The following is a 15,017-nucleotide window of genomic DNA, read 5'->3' on the forward strand; positions in this document are numbered from 1 at the left end:
CATGGAAACATTTGTAGAAACCAAGGTTAAAACCAATACCCGTAACATGCAGAAAAGAATCATTGAAATAGAAGACTTGAAGAGAAGTTTTGTGATGGGTAACGAGGTAGTTCATGCCTTAAAAGGCATCTCTTTCGATATTAAAGAAGGGGAATTTGTGACCATTATGGGTTCCAGTGGATCTGGCAAAAGTACCATGTTAAATATTTTGGGCTGTTTAGATAAACCATCAGCAGGGGACTACGGGCTAGATGGCATGCTCACAAACGAAATGAGCAAAAACCAATTGGCCAAAATCAGGAACCACAAGATTGGATTTATATTTCAATCCTATAATTTATTGGCTCGAACCACTGCCTTGGAAAATGTGGAATTACCCCTAATGTACAACAGTTCGGTTTCCAGTACAGAACGAAAAGAAAGTGCCATTTCGGCTTTAAACAAAGTAGGATTACAAGAGCGCATGTACCATACCCCGGCCCAATTGTCGGGAGGGCAACAACAGCGGGTAGCCATTGCACGAGCTTTAGTGAACAATCCTGTTGTGATATTGGCGGACGAAGCTACCGGCAATTTAGACACAAGAACGTCCTATGAAATCATGGCCCTTTTTCAAGACCTGAACCGTCAAGGAAAAACCATCGTTTTTGTAACCCACGAACCAGATATTGCAGAGTTCAGTCAACGTACCATCGTCTTAAAAGACGGAAAAATTATAAAGGACGCCCTAAACAGTAATGTGAAGGACGCCAGTGAAATGTTATCGCTTTTGCCAAAAGAAGACCATGAAACAGAGTGAAACAGTTAGAGGCATGAGTAAGAAGACAATTCGTAACCAAAAAAACTTGTAAGGTGAAGCTATTTAATTTATTAAAAATTGCATGGAAAGCAATCATCCTAAATAAGGTTAGAACCTTTTTAACCATGCTAGGAATTGTTATTGGCGTAGCCTCTGTAATTGCCATGTTGGCCATTGGGGAAGGCTCCAGTCAAAGCATTAAAAGTCAAATTGCAAAAATGGGTTCAAACATGATTACCATCAGACCAGGATCGGAAATGCGCGGAGGGGTGCGAATGGATCCCGGCCAAATGCAAACCCTGACCTTAAAAGACTTTCAGAATCTAAAAGACAACAGCACACTCCTCACCTATCTAACCCCCATGGTAGAAGGTAGCGGACAATCCATAAACGGCACCAACAACTGGCCCACATCCATTTACGGCGTTTTACCAGATTATTTAGCTGTGAAGTCCTGGGAAGTAAAAACAGGAAGCATCTTTACAGAAGCCGAAGTTAAAGCAGCCGCCAAAGTGGTGGTATTGGGGCAAACCGTGGTAGACAATTTATTTAGTGAAGGTGTAGACCCTATTGGAAAAGTCATTAGGTTCAACAACATCCCCATGAAAGTAATCGGCGTATTGACTAAAAAAGGAGAAAACACGTTTGGGCAAGATCAGGATAACGTCATCATAGCGCCCTATACCACGGTACAAAAACGTATATTAGCCATAGATTACTTACATTCCATTAGCGCGTCTGCCCTAAGTGAAGAACAGGCTCAAGATGCTGTAGAGGAAATTACAAGCATTTTGAGAAGTTCCCACCAAATAGGCCCTAATGATGAGGATGATTTTAACGTATTTTCTATGGAAGAATTGGTTTCCATGTTCAGCTCAACAAACGACATACTTACCATCCTGTTGGTAGCCATTGCAGGCATATCCCTTTTGGTGGGTGGCATTGGCATTATGAATATTATGTACGTATCGGTAAAAGAACGCACCCGCGAAATTGGATTACGAATGGCCGTAGGTGGACAAGGGAGGGACATCCTTACTCAATTTCTAATTGAGGCTGTCATGATCAGTATTTCCGGAGGCCTTTTGGGAGTGCTTTTAGGCTTGGCCGCTTCGTTTTTTATTGAAAATATTTTAAGTTGGCCAACAGTGATCACCTCTTATTCCGTCGTCATTTCATTTGTGGTATGTGCCGTTACCGGAATATTTTTTGGATGGTACCCCGCAAAAAAAGCAGCCGCTTTAGACCCTATAACAGCTTTGAGATATGAATGATTTCTTTAAAAAATATAAAAACCGAAAAGCTATAAGCATTATCTCACATATATTGGTATGGGGGTTCATCTTCAGCACCCCTTACCTGCTATCGAACTCTTCGGGCCAAAATCAATTTGACAGGGCCATCATGGTTAGGACTTGGCTGCAATTATCAGTCTTTGCTTCTATTTTCTACCTAAATTATATTTGGCTGATCGATAGATTACTTTTTAAAAAGAAGGTTTGGCTATTCAGTATGATCAACCTGATTTGCATCATAGCCCTTATTTCCCTTCAATTTCAATTAAATCATTTGGTTTTTGATGGCATGCGGGAGATGCCTCCTATGAAAATGGAGAACATGAAAAATCCTCCTCCAAAGGATTTGTTCTTCTACCTTCAGTTTATCACCTATTTGCTGCCTTTGGCATTCGCAATAGCTATAAAGACTACTGAGCGTTGGATGAAAATAGAATTTGAAAAAACCGAAGCCGACAATGTAAAGCTCCATTCCGAACTTCAGCATTTGCAATACCAGTTGCAGCCCCATTTTTTCTTCAATAGCCTAAACAATATCTATGCCTTGGTAGACACCGCTCCAGAAACGGCAAAAACCAGCCTTCATGGATTGGCTAAACTAATGAGATACCTACTATATGATACGAAAACCGAATCTGTAAGCCTCTCGCATGAAATTGATTTTATAAAGCGTTATATTGAATTGGGGAAAATTAGGATTCCAGAAACTACCCAGGTAAATTACACCTTCCCTGTGGTGTCCCAAAACATCAAAATTGCCCCGCTATTGTTCATCTCATTGATAGAAAACGCCTTTAAGCATGGGGTTTCCGCTAATAAGGAAGGGGACATATCTTTTAACATGGATATTAACAATAATAAGGTTTTGTTTGTCTCAAAAAACCCTAACTTTCCTAAAGAAAAAAGCGATAAAAGTGGTTCTGGTATTGGCTTGGAAAACCTCAAAAAACGTCTGGAACTACTCTATCCAGGAAAGCATAGCTTAACCACAGAATTAAAAGACAATACATACACCACAGTTTTGGAGATTGATTTAAACCACTAGGAAATGAGCAGCAACAAACTTACTTGTATTACCGTTGATGACGAACCAATGGCCTTGGGATTGGTAGAAGACTACATTAAAAAAACACCCTTTTTGGAATTACAAGGCAAGTTTGGAAATGCCATCGATGCTCTGGAATTCTTAAACCAAACGACAGTCGACCTTATCTTTCTGGACATCCAAATGCCTGACCTGTCCGGCATGGAACTTTCCAAATTGCTTCCCAAAGAAACGGGGATTATTTTTACCACTGCTTTCGACCAGTATGCTTTGGAAGGTTTTAAAGTAAATGCCATTGACTATCTCCTAAAACCCTTTGATTATGCCGAATTTTTAACGGCAGCCAATAAGGCCAGACTAAGGTTGCAACCTTCAAAAGGACATGATACCCCTAATACTCCAATTGAGACTTTACCTCCTCAAAAGGAATTTATTTTTGTAAAATCTGAATACCGCCAGTTGCGTATTGAGCTAAAAAATGTCTTGTATTTTGAAGGTTTAAAGGATTATGTGAAAATTTGGATAAAAGACACTCCCAAACCCATCCTCACCCTAATGAGTTTAAAATCCTTAGAGGAGGAACTGCCGCAAGAAGACTTTATGAGAGTACACAGATCATATATTGTTTCCTTAAAAAATATTGAAACCATCGAACGTAGCCAAATTATTATCAACAACCAACGCATTACCGTTTCGGAACAGTACAAAACAAAATTCCACGATTTCATCAATAAGAATTCACTTTAAACCTCAACCTTTTCATAAAAAAACAAGTGCTTAAAAATCCTAAATTGGACTTCTAAGCACCTGCTTTTATTTTATCTCTATTGATTATTTACTCCACAATTCTGTCTTGTTGGATCAAGGCCAAAATTTTATGGTACAACTCATTGTTTTCATAAATACCACCAAAGTTTTCAGCGCCTTTTCCATAAGCCAACACAGGCACCATAGTTCCAGAATGCCCTCCCGTGGAGAAGGTTGGTGTTACCTCATTATAATCGCCTTCTTTTGATGCTAGTGTGAATCCTCCCGTTTCATGGTCGGCAGTCATTAACACCAATGTATTTCCATCCTTCTTGGCAAAATCAAGTACAGCGCCAATCACATTGTCAAAATCCTTCATTTCTTCAATCAGGTACTGCGCCTCATTGTCATGGCCTCCCCAATCAATTTGTGAACCTTCTACCATTAAAAAGAACCCTCCAGAAGTCTGTGATAAATAACTCAAGGCCTTTTCTGTACCTTCCTGTAAAAAGTCCCCTCTTCCTTCGGTCATTTTAGGCATGCCATCTTCAGCCAACAAATACCCGTATTTTCGGTTCTTTTTAAGTTTTTTATCTCCTAATTGCACGGTATCCATTTCAAAACCCTTCTTTTCCAACGCAGCTATATAATCCGCTCCGTCTTTTCTCTTGTTGAAGAACTTCAAACCTCCCGCTGCAAAAAAGTCAATATTAGAAGTTGGCAATTGCGCCGCAATGGCCTCATCAAATTTTCTGCTTGCCACGTGGGCAAAGAAAGACGCTGGTGTAGCATGGGTAATTGAAGACGTGGCTACCAAACCATTTTTATAGCCCATTTTAGAAAGTACTTCGGTCATATTTTCAACAGCAGTGGTATCCTGCAATACTCCAATAGCACCGTTATAGGTTTTCACCCCACATGCATAAGCCGTAGCCCCAGCAGCAGAATCGGTAATTAAATGCGAACTAGACGAGGTCTTTAACAAACCTACATGCTCAAAATTTGGAAGGTTGATACTGTCCTGTTTGAAATAAAACACTGATGACATTTGGGACAGCCCCATACCATCTCCTATCAGCAAAATGACATTTAAAGGTTTATTGTTTTCCTTTACTGCTTTTTTTTCTGACTGTTGGCTATATCCAAAACCAATTGTCAAGAAAGCCATAACACTTAAAATTAACTTCATTCTATGTTTTTGTATTTAGGTTTAATGTTTACGGTTTGTAATTCAATTTCAAAAGCATTATTAGGTTTCTCTCCATCCTAATCTTTTTACTTTGACTTACGAAGATGCAAAAGTAAGAAAAACCTAAGCTCCCGTATTTTAAGAAAATGTAAAGCATAGTTAAAGAAATCCCAAAACCTTACTTTGTCGCCCCAGTTACCCAAGCCTAACCAAAATTTCAAAAAAAACTCATTACCAGCCACCTACATATCAAACAACAAAAAAAAACAGCAATTGTTTGATGTAACCACTGGTTAACATTGATAAGAAAAATCTTTTAACTCTTTGGCTGTATTTATAGATTCAATATTCCATGAGATGGAATTAAAATTTATTCAATTTGCTGTGCTTCATTCTTATTTCATACTGATTCCTAAACGTCTACTTTTTTCTCCTGTTGGAAAAACAACCAGATAACCAGCATTGGATTGATCTATATTCTCAATTCGATACTTATAGGTTACCGATTCAAAATTCCACTTATTGATATTAGGCAAATAAAAAACAGTAGGTGATTTAGAATCTAAACTTTCATTCCATTCGCAAACAAATTCGCCTGTTTTAGAATTATAGTTATTAGAAATTAGAGTCCCCGAAACCACATAAGGCTGTGGACGCACAAGCGCCTCTTTAAAATATAAAAGATCCTCAACACCTTGGCTATATGCCCAGTAGGTTTCGCTAAAAAAGTACTTATCAATATATCCCAGATTTGCTTCAGCCAGATTTTTCATCCCTGCTGAATTACCTGAAAGCGCCCCCCATTCCCCTATAATAACAGGCACATTCATACGCCGACTACTTTTGTGAACATTTTCATAAATAACCTCTAACCGAGCATGGCTTGAATTTTCTAAATTTTCGGTATCCACTAACAAATCGTAAACATGTGCCGCGTAAGCAATTAACGAATCTTTCTCATGACCTGCTAAATGCATGGGTTCCAGTGCCGTTTCAATTCCACTATTACAAAAGTAACTGTGGTTTATAAACAAGAGCTTCTCTTGGTCTATGGAGCGTATACTATCTGCTACTTTTTGGTAAAATGGCTGTAATGCTGTTTTTTCAAAGACACTGTTTAATTCGTACAACGCTCCAATTAAATCAGAAAAAAGTTCCTTGTCATTTAAATTCTTTAAAGCTTCGTATCGACCAGTGGTTGTCGACCATTGTGAAATCAAACCCTCAATAGCAACGTATTCTCCCGTTTGCTCTTCCAATATGTTAGCATAGGCACCAAACAACACAGGCATAAACGATTGAGCTACCGAACCCGGAAATGGTTCATTCATTAAATCATATCCAATAACAGTATTATTCCCTTTATAGCGTTGAGCCAATACCTTCCATGCATTTACATAATAATCCTGTACTCCAATGCCATTCTTTACCGGTGTGTTTTTCCAAAAATTATCAAAGGCTGTTTGTACTGCAGGACTGATTAAATACGAATCGCTCCAGACTTCACCTTCATAGTGAGGTTGTCCGCCATCAAGAGTAGCCCACTTGGGTGCACCATCACTATATTTTACACTAAATAAATCCTGATGCATATCAAGATACACAAATAAACTTGCCGCTTCTGCCCATTTAATTTGCTGATCAATTTTCTTTAAATACACTTCATTGTATTTGCCTGGTTCAGTTTCCAAACCATCCCAAATAACTCCCAAACGTACCACATTAAATCCCCACTTTTTAAAGTTCTTGAAGGTGATGGAGTCTTCAGTGCCTATATAACCAACTTCAGGATTTTTATTAACCAGGTTCACCCCGTTTAATATCACTTTTCTACCTAACTGATCCACAAAGGAAGTGCCTGATATACTAATTTTGGTTGGCAATAAATTTTCTGAGGTTTCCGTAATGCCTTGAACACAAGAAAGCATAAAGGCCACTAAAAGTGTAAAAATTATAAATGCTATTTTACTTCTCATTATTTTCTAAATTGAGCCATCACCGGATAGTGATCAGATAGCAAATCATTATCCACTCCATTTAACGCCTGAGCGACAAGACTATTAATATACAATGCCCGTGAAACAAGCATATAATCTATTCGTTCACCACAACTATCTACCTGGCTTTCTGTCTCAAAATATCTAGGTATTAATGCAGGCGTAGGAAAGCTGATTCTTTGCTCCAGAGCCTGTGAATACGGTAACAATACATCATATAAGTTCATTGACAAAAACCCGGAAATCACAGAATAATCCAACTGGCCATTATCTAAATTTCCGTTAAGTCCGGTTTTCTTATTATCTTCCTTTTCCATGCGTTTTATAAGTTCTCCATTAAGATCATAAAGATGTTGATCGAACGGTGAATTGGAATTAAAATCACCGAGCACTATAAGTTTGTCTGTCGTCTTTAAAATGTCTTCAATTTTACGAAACAACACCTTCATTTCATTTCTCCGCTTAGCGATGTTTTCCGGATTTAAATGCACTATTATATAATCGACATCCTGAATTTTACAATGCAAAGCACCATGATGTAAATCTTTAAGTATTCTTTCTTTAAGCTCTATTGGATATTTAGAAGTAATCCCAACAGAATACCCTGTATTCTTTAAAAGCAATGTATAATTATGCCCCCATTGTTTGGCTTCCTCCTGTAACCTTTGGTCGGTATAGGAACACAACTCCTGAAGCGCTGCTACATCAACATCCTGTTGCTTCATCCAGGTCTGGAAATTTTTCAAACGCATCGTATCCTTACCGAAATCAAATCCGTTCCAAATGTTATAAGTAAGTACTTTAAATGTATCTGCTTCCTGTGAATAGATATTCACAAAAAACAAACCTGTAATGATGTATAATATATATTTCATTTTTATCATATTTTCAATATTAATAGAACTAGAAATCGTTGAGGCTAAACTTCAAAAAAACCGGTACCACGACATGTAATACCGGTTAAAACAATTCAACAATTACATAAAAAAATCAACTAACTCTTTAGCTGTAATTTTAAAGCTTTTCCTTCCATACCGTCTCCCAACTCTGTCTTGTTTAAAATCTCCAACACGGTTGGAGCAATTTGGTTAGTGAACAAACGCTCTTCCGAAGATACTTCTCCCAAAGCTTCTACTCCCTGACCAAAAACAATCATCCAAACTTGATCGGCACCGTTTATTTTTCTACCGTGATTTCTCCAATCGTCAACAGGCTTCTCACCACGACCATGATCTGTAGAAATAATAAATACGGTATTGTCTTTATAAAAGTCATCTTGCTGGGTAAAATCATATAATTTCTTGATCAATCCATCGGTATTTCTAGCAGCCTTTAAATAGGAATCATATTCCCCATCATGGGCAAAATCATCGGTTTCCCCAAAAGCCACATACACCACTTCTGGATGCTCCCGCTTCATATACTCAACAGCATAACCTGCCGTAAAGGCATCCAACCTTACCGAATCCCATGGCGATGGCACCTCTGGCTGAAGTTCATTCAAAAACAATTCTTTTTGCGATAAACTATCGCCTTTTGCAGTTTTAAAACCGGCATTTACAGGAATTCCAGAACGCTCTTCATTAATGATATAAGGAAATACATCCCAACTGCCAAACGCAGCTATTTTCCCGTTATAGGCAGACGTATTTTGAAGTCTTTCCAAGAAGGTCACATTTGGATTGTTTATTTTCTCGTTACTTGTGATATGCTCGTCATCGGCCTTTCCTGTTAAGATTTCATTATAGCCCGGATACGAAAACCACATGTTATTGGTTAAGTTCACATAACTCCCTAAGTTTCTATTGCCATGGATTTGTCCCATTTTAGCAACTTGCCCCCAAACAAAAGGCATCAAGGTTGCTCTTCTTTCATTAGGATTTTCTCGCCAAAATTCAGTTTTTAATCTTTTGGGATTATCTACATATTTTTTGTTTTCCACCAATTTGACATCAGCACCAGAAAACAACTCCTGCCAACGCAATCCGTCCATAGTAATCACAACAACCTTTGGAGTGTCTGTTTTTGTTTGGGCTTTTACAGTGCTCATTGACAGTAGCAATACCCCTACTGATAATAGTATTCTTTTCATCACTTTAATATTTATTGTTTTGTTTCAAATGATAATACTTGGGACCATTCACTCCAGTTCAGGTTTTGGTCCCTGTACCTTACCCTCCAATAATAGGTCGTGTTAGGTTTTAGCCTATTGGTTTTCTCATCGGTTAAATCATCCCCCTTCTGGCGGTCTTCCAAATAGTACCAATTCTCAAACTGCTTCCAACTATCAAAAACAGGCTTTTCAAAACTTTGATCTTCCGACACCTGCCAATGGGAAGCCGCGTGAAACGCATCCTTAAAATCACTTTCAAAAGGACCTGCTTTCAGCATAACCCCTTCAATAGATTCCTGTGCATTGGGTGAAATCGCCACCGGAGCTTTTGGCTTTCTTTCCTTTTTCCAAACGGTAATACTATCCGTTAGCTCATTATCCTTTGTTCCAACAATATTGTTTCCACGACTGATTCTCTTTATGGTGAATTTTGGGTTGTGATGATCCCCATCTACTTCTACCATGACAAACCCATATTCATCCTGGGTTACAGTGAATTCATTGTAATCGCGACCTTCGTACTCTCCCCAGTTATCAATAGCGCCCCCAGCCGAAGCAACATTGATCCACAAATGCTTGTGCTCTTTGGATTGTCCTCTGGAATATCCGTGTGTGTGCCCAAAAAAATGAATACTAGGCTTTCCTGTTTTCGTTGAAAAATCCTCCAGCATTTTCACCACTTTTCCACTAAAATCCGTTTCCCCAGGAATCCACAATTCGGATTTATGAGGATGGTGCATTTGAGCAAAAACAAAATCGATATCTTCATTGTTTGCTGTGTCTTCCAACAGTTGTCTCAACCACTCGTATTGGTGTTTGCTATCTCTGTAACCATCGTTGGAATTTAAACCGATAACACGTGTATTTCCATAGTCTTTATACCACCAATGCTCAGCATAGGCAGGTGTTCCATTTTCCGGAAGGCTGAAATATTTAAAGTAGAACACCGAGTTGTTTTCATGGTTTCCTATAGCAGGATACACAGGCACTTCGGAAAACAACTTTTCTCCCGGTTTGAAGAAATCGTTTTGCCATTGGCCATATTTCGTACCGTCCTGCACCAAATCACCCGGGATTAAAACCATTGCCAAATTTTCTGGCAATTCACCTTCAAAAGCCTTATCCAGATATTGTAAAATACCATCGTTAACCACTTCCAAAAACTTATCGGGATGATTGTGATCCTTTTGCATATCGCTCATAGCCACAATATTGAAAGACTCTTGATCTGAGGCAAAAGGAGGCGTTTTAAACTGATAAATATCCGAGACCAATTTCCCCGTTCTCACACGGTAATAATACTCGGTAAAACGTTTCAAGCCTTCCAATTTCACGGTATGTAATCTTGACTTTCCGAAGTCTACATTTTCAGCAGTACCTATTGATTTCTTGCCCAGTTTAGGTGTTGGCCCGTATTCTACAATACTTTCTTCACCTTGACTGGTTTCCCACATAATCTTGATTGAACTTGGTTCTGCATCCTGAAGGTAGGGTTTCACTAAAAACTCCATCTTTTCGCTTTGTGAGAAAACTGAATGTAAACTTATAAATGCGATTACCGCTAATCCTATTTTTTTCATGTTATTGATTTCCATTTACAATGGTTAAACTTGTATCTAATATGTGCAATGCTTTATCCAAATCTTCTCGTGAAATGGTCAAAGCGGGCGACAACTGCAAGACGTTACCCGAGGACACTTTAAAACTCAGTCCTTGTTTTAAACATTCGTACATGACTTGCTCAGCTTCTTCAACAGCTTTTTCTTTGGTGATTCTATCTTTTACCAACTCAATTCCCCAAAGCATTCCCAAGCCTCTCACATCACCAATGATATCATGTTTCTTTTTGAGTGATGACAAAGCAGTTTCTAAATATGTTTCGTCTTGATGAACTTTTTCCAAAAGGCCTCCATTTTGTAAAAGCTCAATAGTGGTCAGACCTGCTACAGAGCCCAAAGGACTTTTTTCATGAGTATAATGACCTAGGGAAATATCTCCAAAGACATTGTAATCGTCTCTAGTGATAATGGCCGCCTGAGGGACAATGCCTCCACCCAATCCTTTGCCAATACAAAGAATATCTGGCTCAATGCCATAATGCTCGAAGGCAAACATCTTCCCTGTTCTACCTAAGGCAATTGGGATTTCATCCAAGACCAGCAGTACGCCATAGGTATCGCAAAGTTTTCGGGCTTCTTGCCAAAAATGCTTTGATGGGATTTGCACATCGGTATTTCTGATGGTTTCGGCAATAAACACTCCTATGTCATTCTCTTTTGAAAACACATATTCCAAATACTCCAAGCATTTGTCTTCGTTGTTTTCAAAAATACCCCGATAGGTCACTGGTGGGGGAATACGTTCCACACCCGGCATTAAAGGCCCCATATATTCTCTAAAAACCGATTCCCCCCCTACACTAATGGCATCCAAGGAAGCACCATGGAAGGAATCCCAAAACGAGACCACTTTAAACTTTTTAGTTATGGCGCGTCCCAACTTTAAAGCAATCCCAACAGCAGAACTTCCATTAGGGGTTAAGAGTACCCTGTTTAAATTGGAAGGTGTCAAGGAGGCTAACTTTTCAGCGAAATTGATGGCGGGCTCGTTGGTAAATCGTCTAGGTGAAAATGACAGTGTTTGCAGTTGTTTGATCAAATTTTCAACTAGTTTAGGATTTCCATATCCTATTTGATGTACATTATTACCGTGAAAATCCAAATAGGTTTTCCCTGAAATATTTTCAAATGAAGGTCCTTCGCAGGCTTGTAAAACATCTAAACATGGCGTAGACATAGACTGATGCAAAAAATAACGCGCGTCCTTTTCCAACAACTCAGCCGTACTTTCATCCACTTCTGTTTTCAACCAAGATTCTCGAGCGGGAGTCATGTTGATATCCCCCTCGGTTCTTTTGTTCAGGGAAGTACTATCTTGATTCATATGGTCCAAATTGTTTTAGCAACTCACGTGTTTGGGTAGTATCATTCAACACAAAAACTTTGTAAGCATCTCCACCCTTTTCCACTCGCACTACCACATGTCCGTTTTGACTTTTGTATTGATCCAGCTTTCCTCCAATAACATCTCTATTGGCCTGGAGCATAGTGGTAGAAAACACATCTCTTTCACCAGGATATATTTTTTCGGATAAAATTCTTCGCAATACATCATCCCCTGGATGATCAGAGGACCAATTTTGCTGCACCCAAACTCTTGGGCGAATCGTTCTTACATAATAGGCATTTTGCGAATCCCTGTTCCCGTGATGGTTCAAGGCAGCTACATCTACAGCTCCAACCACCGGTGCAATATTAGATTCCAAACTATTGAAATTCGTACCACCCAATTCATCAATTCCATTCACATCGCCTCCTGTGAAATAATCGAATTTTCCATAGGTAATTTTAATACAGGTACTTAACGGATTTTCACCTGGATAGTCGCCTTCCTTGAATAAATCAAAAGTAAAATTCTTCTCTCCCGTCCAGATTTGACCATTTACGGCCACATTCTGGATATGAAATTCAGGATAATTCTCAGGTGCATATAACAATTGAATTTGATACTTCTCTCCGGCCTTTAGCGTTTCGTGAACCAATCCGTTGGTTTTATTCTGAAAATCTATAAACTTCCAGTATTCCCTTAAGGTAGCCATCATTTTATAGGAATCATTGATGAAACGCTCCTGCGACTGCACCTTTTTATCTTTTAGATTGATAGGAAACTCACTCCCTCGATCAATGAGTGTTTTTATGGGCATCAAGGTTCCCACTTCCATAATCCCCGTAAGCTGATAGCCCCCAGGAGCCAGTGTTCTCACTGAATCGGCTTCCCCAAAATGGTCATCGTGATAATGAGTAATCAGGGCATAGTCCAAATTCACGGGTTTGCTTTTAGGAGCAAACTGACGGATATAATCTACAATCCATTCCGGTGCCGATTTGGTATTATTAGGTTTCAGCACTTCATTCCTTGCAGACAAGGTCCTTGGATGGGTTTCGGAAGTATCCCCAGCATCGATCAGTAAGGTGGTACCATCGGGCATTATGACGAAGCAAGCATCACCACGCCCTGTGTTAATGTGGTGAATTTCCATTACTCCTTCTTCCCAAGAAGGAAATTCTTCCTGGGAGAAAAGAAGTAAACTAGACAAAAAACCACACAATAAAAGCTTGTATTTCTTCTTAAAAATCATGTTTATTTTAAAATTGTAGCAGGAATGATTTGTTTGGTCATGGTTTTGGTTTGGTAGGACACATCCAACCAACTTCCGCCACCACCGTTAAACCAAACTACCTCTAAAGGATATACCCCTGGTTTAAGCGTTATTTTTCCGCCTTTTTCTTTGACACCGTGGTCGCCATCATTATCAACCACCATTTCATTGTTTACCTTTAAATAACTTCCGTCATCAGATCTTGTGTAAAAACTGTACTCATCCTCCGTTTCAACAACAATTTGAGTAGAGAATCTCACCACGGTATTTTCCTTGATTTTAGCCTCAATTTCATCTGAAGTAATTTCAAAACAAAGCCCAGTTTCATTAGCCTTTTGATTCCCTAAGAACGGAATGCTCGTCAAGTCATTCATATAAAATATGTCATAGGAAACCGTAGGCTTTGCATTGGCAGGAATGATTCTAAAAAACGCTTCGGTTACTGTACTGGCCACAGCTCCTTCTTTAAAAACCGCACTTTTCACCACGGTATTTTCAGTAACTTTAAAAGGTTCTTTGTAAAGCTCTGAAGATGCATTTGGCATGCTGCCATCCAATGTGTATCTAAGTTCTCCGCTTCCGTTAATAACAACTTCAGCATCATCCTTGAACATACCTCCCGCTCTTTTATACGTATCGAAATTTGGCAAAATAACAGGCGCTGCAAATCGTTTTGCAATAGGATAGGCATCTGCTTCATCAAAACCAACAAAGGCATTTTTTACAGGGCGCCCAATACAGGCCATTGGCAATTTTACGCCCAGAGCAAAGGCCACCGTAGCCGCATTGTCATATTGGTACACAGGGTATTCAAGGGTTACGCCCTTTTTTACAGATTTCCCCCAAACGATAAACGGAATTTCCATTTCCTGCAGCGTTTCTCCTCCATGACCATTCCCCAAACCACCATGGTCCGAACTGATAACAACTACCGTATCGTCTGCCATTGGAGACGATTTGATAGCCTCCATAACTTGTCCCAATAAAGCATCGGCTTTCTCTACAGATTTGTAATACTCCGCAGTACCATGCCCATATTCATGCCCCGCATGGTCTACGTGGTCAAAATGAACGAAGGTAAATGTGGGCTGTTTTTCTGAAATATATTGTATTGCCGTCTTAGCGGTCTCATCTTCACCTTTAGGGTTGACATCAAAGTCTACAGCATCTTTTTCAAACAAACGCCCGAAACCTCCCCAATCGTAAATGGCACCGATTTCGGCATTTGGTATTTGCTTGTTGATATCATTAAATATGGTTGGAAAAAGGAAGTCTTCACTTTTAACAACCGTAGGCATCACAAAATTGTTCTTTTCCCAATTGTTGGATGTTATACCGTGTTGCTCCGGACCGGCCGCCATAATCATAGACGCCCAATTGGTACTAGAACTGGAAGGCAGTACAGACCTTGCCTGCATGGAAGAAGCGCCTTCGCTTATAATTTTATCAAAATTTGGGGTTTGTGCATTTTCAATCCCATCTGGACTTAAGCCATCAAAACCAATTACCACTACATGCTTTACAGGTACAAACTCCTGTGTCTTTTCTGAAACACAAGACCATAGGGAACAAATCCCTATGGTCATGCTTAAAATTTTAGTAAACTTCATGCT

General features: G+C 39.3%; 12 protein-coding genes. 4 read left to right on the forward strand and 8 right to left on the reverse strand.

The genetic code is table 11. The features are described from left to right. Positions 1–46: 46 nt before the first annotated feature. From ZA06_RS02670 to ZA06_RS02685, 4 genes are read left to right on the forward strand one after another with little or no spacing between them, the layout of a single operon-like run. Positions 47–799, forward strand: a complete 753-nt coding sequence (locus tag ZA06_RS02670; protein ID WP_053975865.1) for an ABC transporter ATP-binding protein — start codon at positions 47–49, stop codon at positions 797–799. Between the two features lie 53 nt (positions 800–852). Further along, entirely contained in the window at positions 853–2,073 is a 1,221-nt protein-coding gene (locus ZA06_RS02675) for an ABC transporter permease (protein ID WP_053975866.1), read from the forward strand. Beyond that, on the forward strand, positions 2,066–3,139 hold the full coding sequence (locus tag ZA06_RS02680; RefSeq protein WP_053975867.1) for a sensor histidine kinase: 1,074 nt from the start codon (positions 2,066–2,068) through the stop codon (positions 3,137–3,139). The genes ZA06_RS02675 and ZA06_RS02680 overlap by 8 nt, the downstream gene beginning before the upstream one ends. Before the next feature lie 3 nt (positions 3,140–3,142). Then, complete coding sequence (locus ZA06_RS02685; RefSeq protein ID WP_053975868.1) at positions 3,143–3,886, forward strand: LytR/AlgR family response regulator transcription factor; 744 nt, start codon at positions 3,143–3,145, stop codon at positions 3,884–3,886. A gap of 88 nt (positions 3,887–3,974) precedes the next feature. Here ZA06_RS02685 and ZA06_RS02690 read toward each other — a convergent pair whose 3' ends face one another. From ZA06_RS02690 to ZA06_RS02725, 8 genes are all read right to left on the reverse strand, one after another. Next, entirely contained in the window at positions 3,975–5,075 is a 1,101-nt protein-coding gene (locus tag ZA06_RS02690) for an alkaline phosphatase (RefSeq protein WP_053975869.1), read from the reverse strand. A gap of 395 nt (positions 5,076–5,470) precedes the next feature. Next, entirely contained in the window at positions 5,471–7,051 is a 1,581-nt protein-coding gene (locus tag ZA06_RS02695) for a cellulase family glycosylhydrolase (protein ID WP_082331902.1), read from the reverse strand. Beyond that, complete coding sequence (locus ZA06_RS02700; RefSeq protein ID WP_168155201.1) at positions 7,051–7,947, reverse strand: endonuclease/exonuclease/phosphatase family protein; 897 nt, start codon at positions 7,945–7,947, stop codon at positions 7,051–7,053. Before ZA06_RS02700 ends, ZA06_RS02695 begins: the two co-directional genes overlap by 1 nt. Before the next feature lie 119 nt (positions 7,948–8,066). Then, a complete protein-coding gene (locus ZA06_RS02705) occupies positions 8,067–9,164 on the reverse strand; it encodes an alkaline phosphatase family protein (RefSeq protein ID WP_053975872.1) in 1,098 nt (365 codons plus the stop codon). An 11-nt stretch (positions 9,165–9,175) separates the two neighbouring features. After that, positions 9,176–10,765: a fibronectin type III domain-containing protein gene (locus ZA06_RS02710; protein WP_053977029.1), complete on the reverse strand. Its 1,590-nt coding sequence runs from the start codon at positions 10,763–10,765 to the stop codon at positions 9,176–9,178. Position 10,766: 1 nt separating this feature from the next. Next, positions 10,767–12,128, reverse strand: coding sequence for a (R)-1-hydroxy-2-aminoethylphosphonate ammonia-lyase (gene pbfA / locus ZA06_RS02715; protein ID WP_053975873.1), 1,362 nt, complete (start codon positions 12,126–12,128; stop codon positions 10,767–10,769). Beyond that, positions 12,115–13,383 (reverse strand): ComEC/Rec2 family competence protein, encoded by a 1,269-nt coding sequence (locus tag ZA06_RS02720; RefSeq protein WP_053975874.1) that lies wholly within the window; start codon positions 13,381–13,383, stop codon positions 12,115–12,117. Before ZA06_RS02720 ends, pbfA begins: the two co-directional genes overlap by 14 nt. Before the next feature lie 2 nt (positions 13,384–13,385). Then, entirely contained in the window at positions 13,386–15,014 is a 1,629-nt protein-coding gene (locus ZA06_RS02725; protein WP_053975875.1) for an alkaline phosphatase family protein, read from the reverse strand. Positions 15,015–15,017 lie beyond the last annotated feature (3 nt).

Origin of the sequence: Mangrovimonas xylaniphaga, from assembly GCF_001280435.1 — a bacterium.
GTDB classification, from domain to species: domain Bacteria; phylum Bacteroidota; class Bacteroidia; order Flavobacteriales; family Flavobacteriaceae; genus Mangrovimonas_A; species Mangrovimonas_A xylaniphaga.

What these genes read in the sequence shown, in the direction of transcription:
- ZA06_RS02670 (WP_053975865.1), top strand. Translation starts at nt 47, where the DNA reads ATGCAGAAAAGAATCATTGAAATAGAAGACTTGAAGAGAAGTTTTGTG.
- ZA06_RS02680 (WP_053975867.1), top strand. Translation starts at nt 2,066, where the DNA reads ATGAATGATTTCTTTAAAAAATATAAAAACCGAAAAGCTATAAGCATT.
- ZA06_RS02685 (WP_053975868.1), top strand. Translation starts at nt 3,143, where the DNA reads ATGAGCAGCAACAAACTTACTTGTATTACCGTTGATGACGAACCAATG.
- ZA06_RS02690 (WP_053975869.1), bottom strand. Translation starts at nt 5,075, where the DNA reads ATGAAGTTAATTTTAAGTGTTATGGCTTTCTTGACAATTGGTTTTGGA.
- ZA06_RS02695 (WP_082331902.1), bottom strand. Translation starts at nt 7,051, where the DNA reads ATGAGAAGTAAAATAGCATTTATAATTTTTACACTTTTAGTGGCCTTT.
- ZA06_RS02700 (WP_168155201.1), bottom strand. Translation starts at nt 7,947, where the DNA reads ATGAAATATATATTATACATCATTACAGGTTTGTTTTTTGTGAATATC.
- ZA06_RS02705 (WP_053975872.1), bottom strand. Translation starts at nt 9,164, where the DNA reads ATGAAAAGAATACTATTATCAGTAGGGGTATTGCTACTGTCAATGAGC.
- ZA06_RS02710 (WP_053977029.1), bottom strand. Translation starts at nt 10,765, where the DNA reads ATGAAAAAAATAGGATTAGCGGTAATCGCATTTATAAGTTTACATTCA.
- pbfA (WP_053975873.1), bottom strand. Translation starts at nt 12,128, where the DNA reads ATGAATCAAGATAGTACTTCCCTGAACAAAAGAACCGAGGGGGATATC.
- ZA06_RS02720 (WP_053975874.1), bottom strand. Translation starts at nt 13,383, where the DNA reads ATGATTTTTAAGAAGAAATACAAGCTTTTATTGTGTGGTTTTTTGTCT.
- ZA06_RS02725 (WP_053975875.1), bottom strand. Translation starts at nt 15,014, where the DNA reads ATGAAGTTTACTAAAATTTTAAGCATGACCATAGGGATTTGTTCCCTA.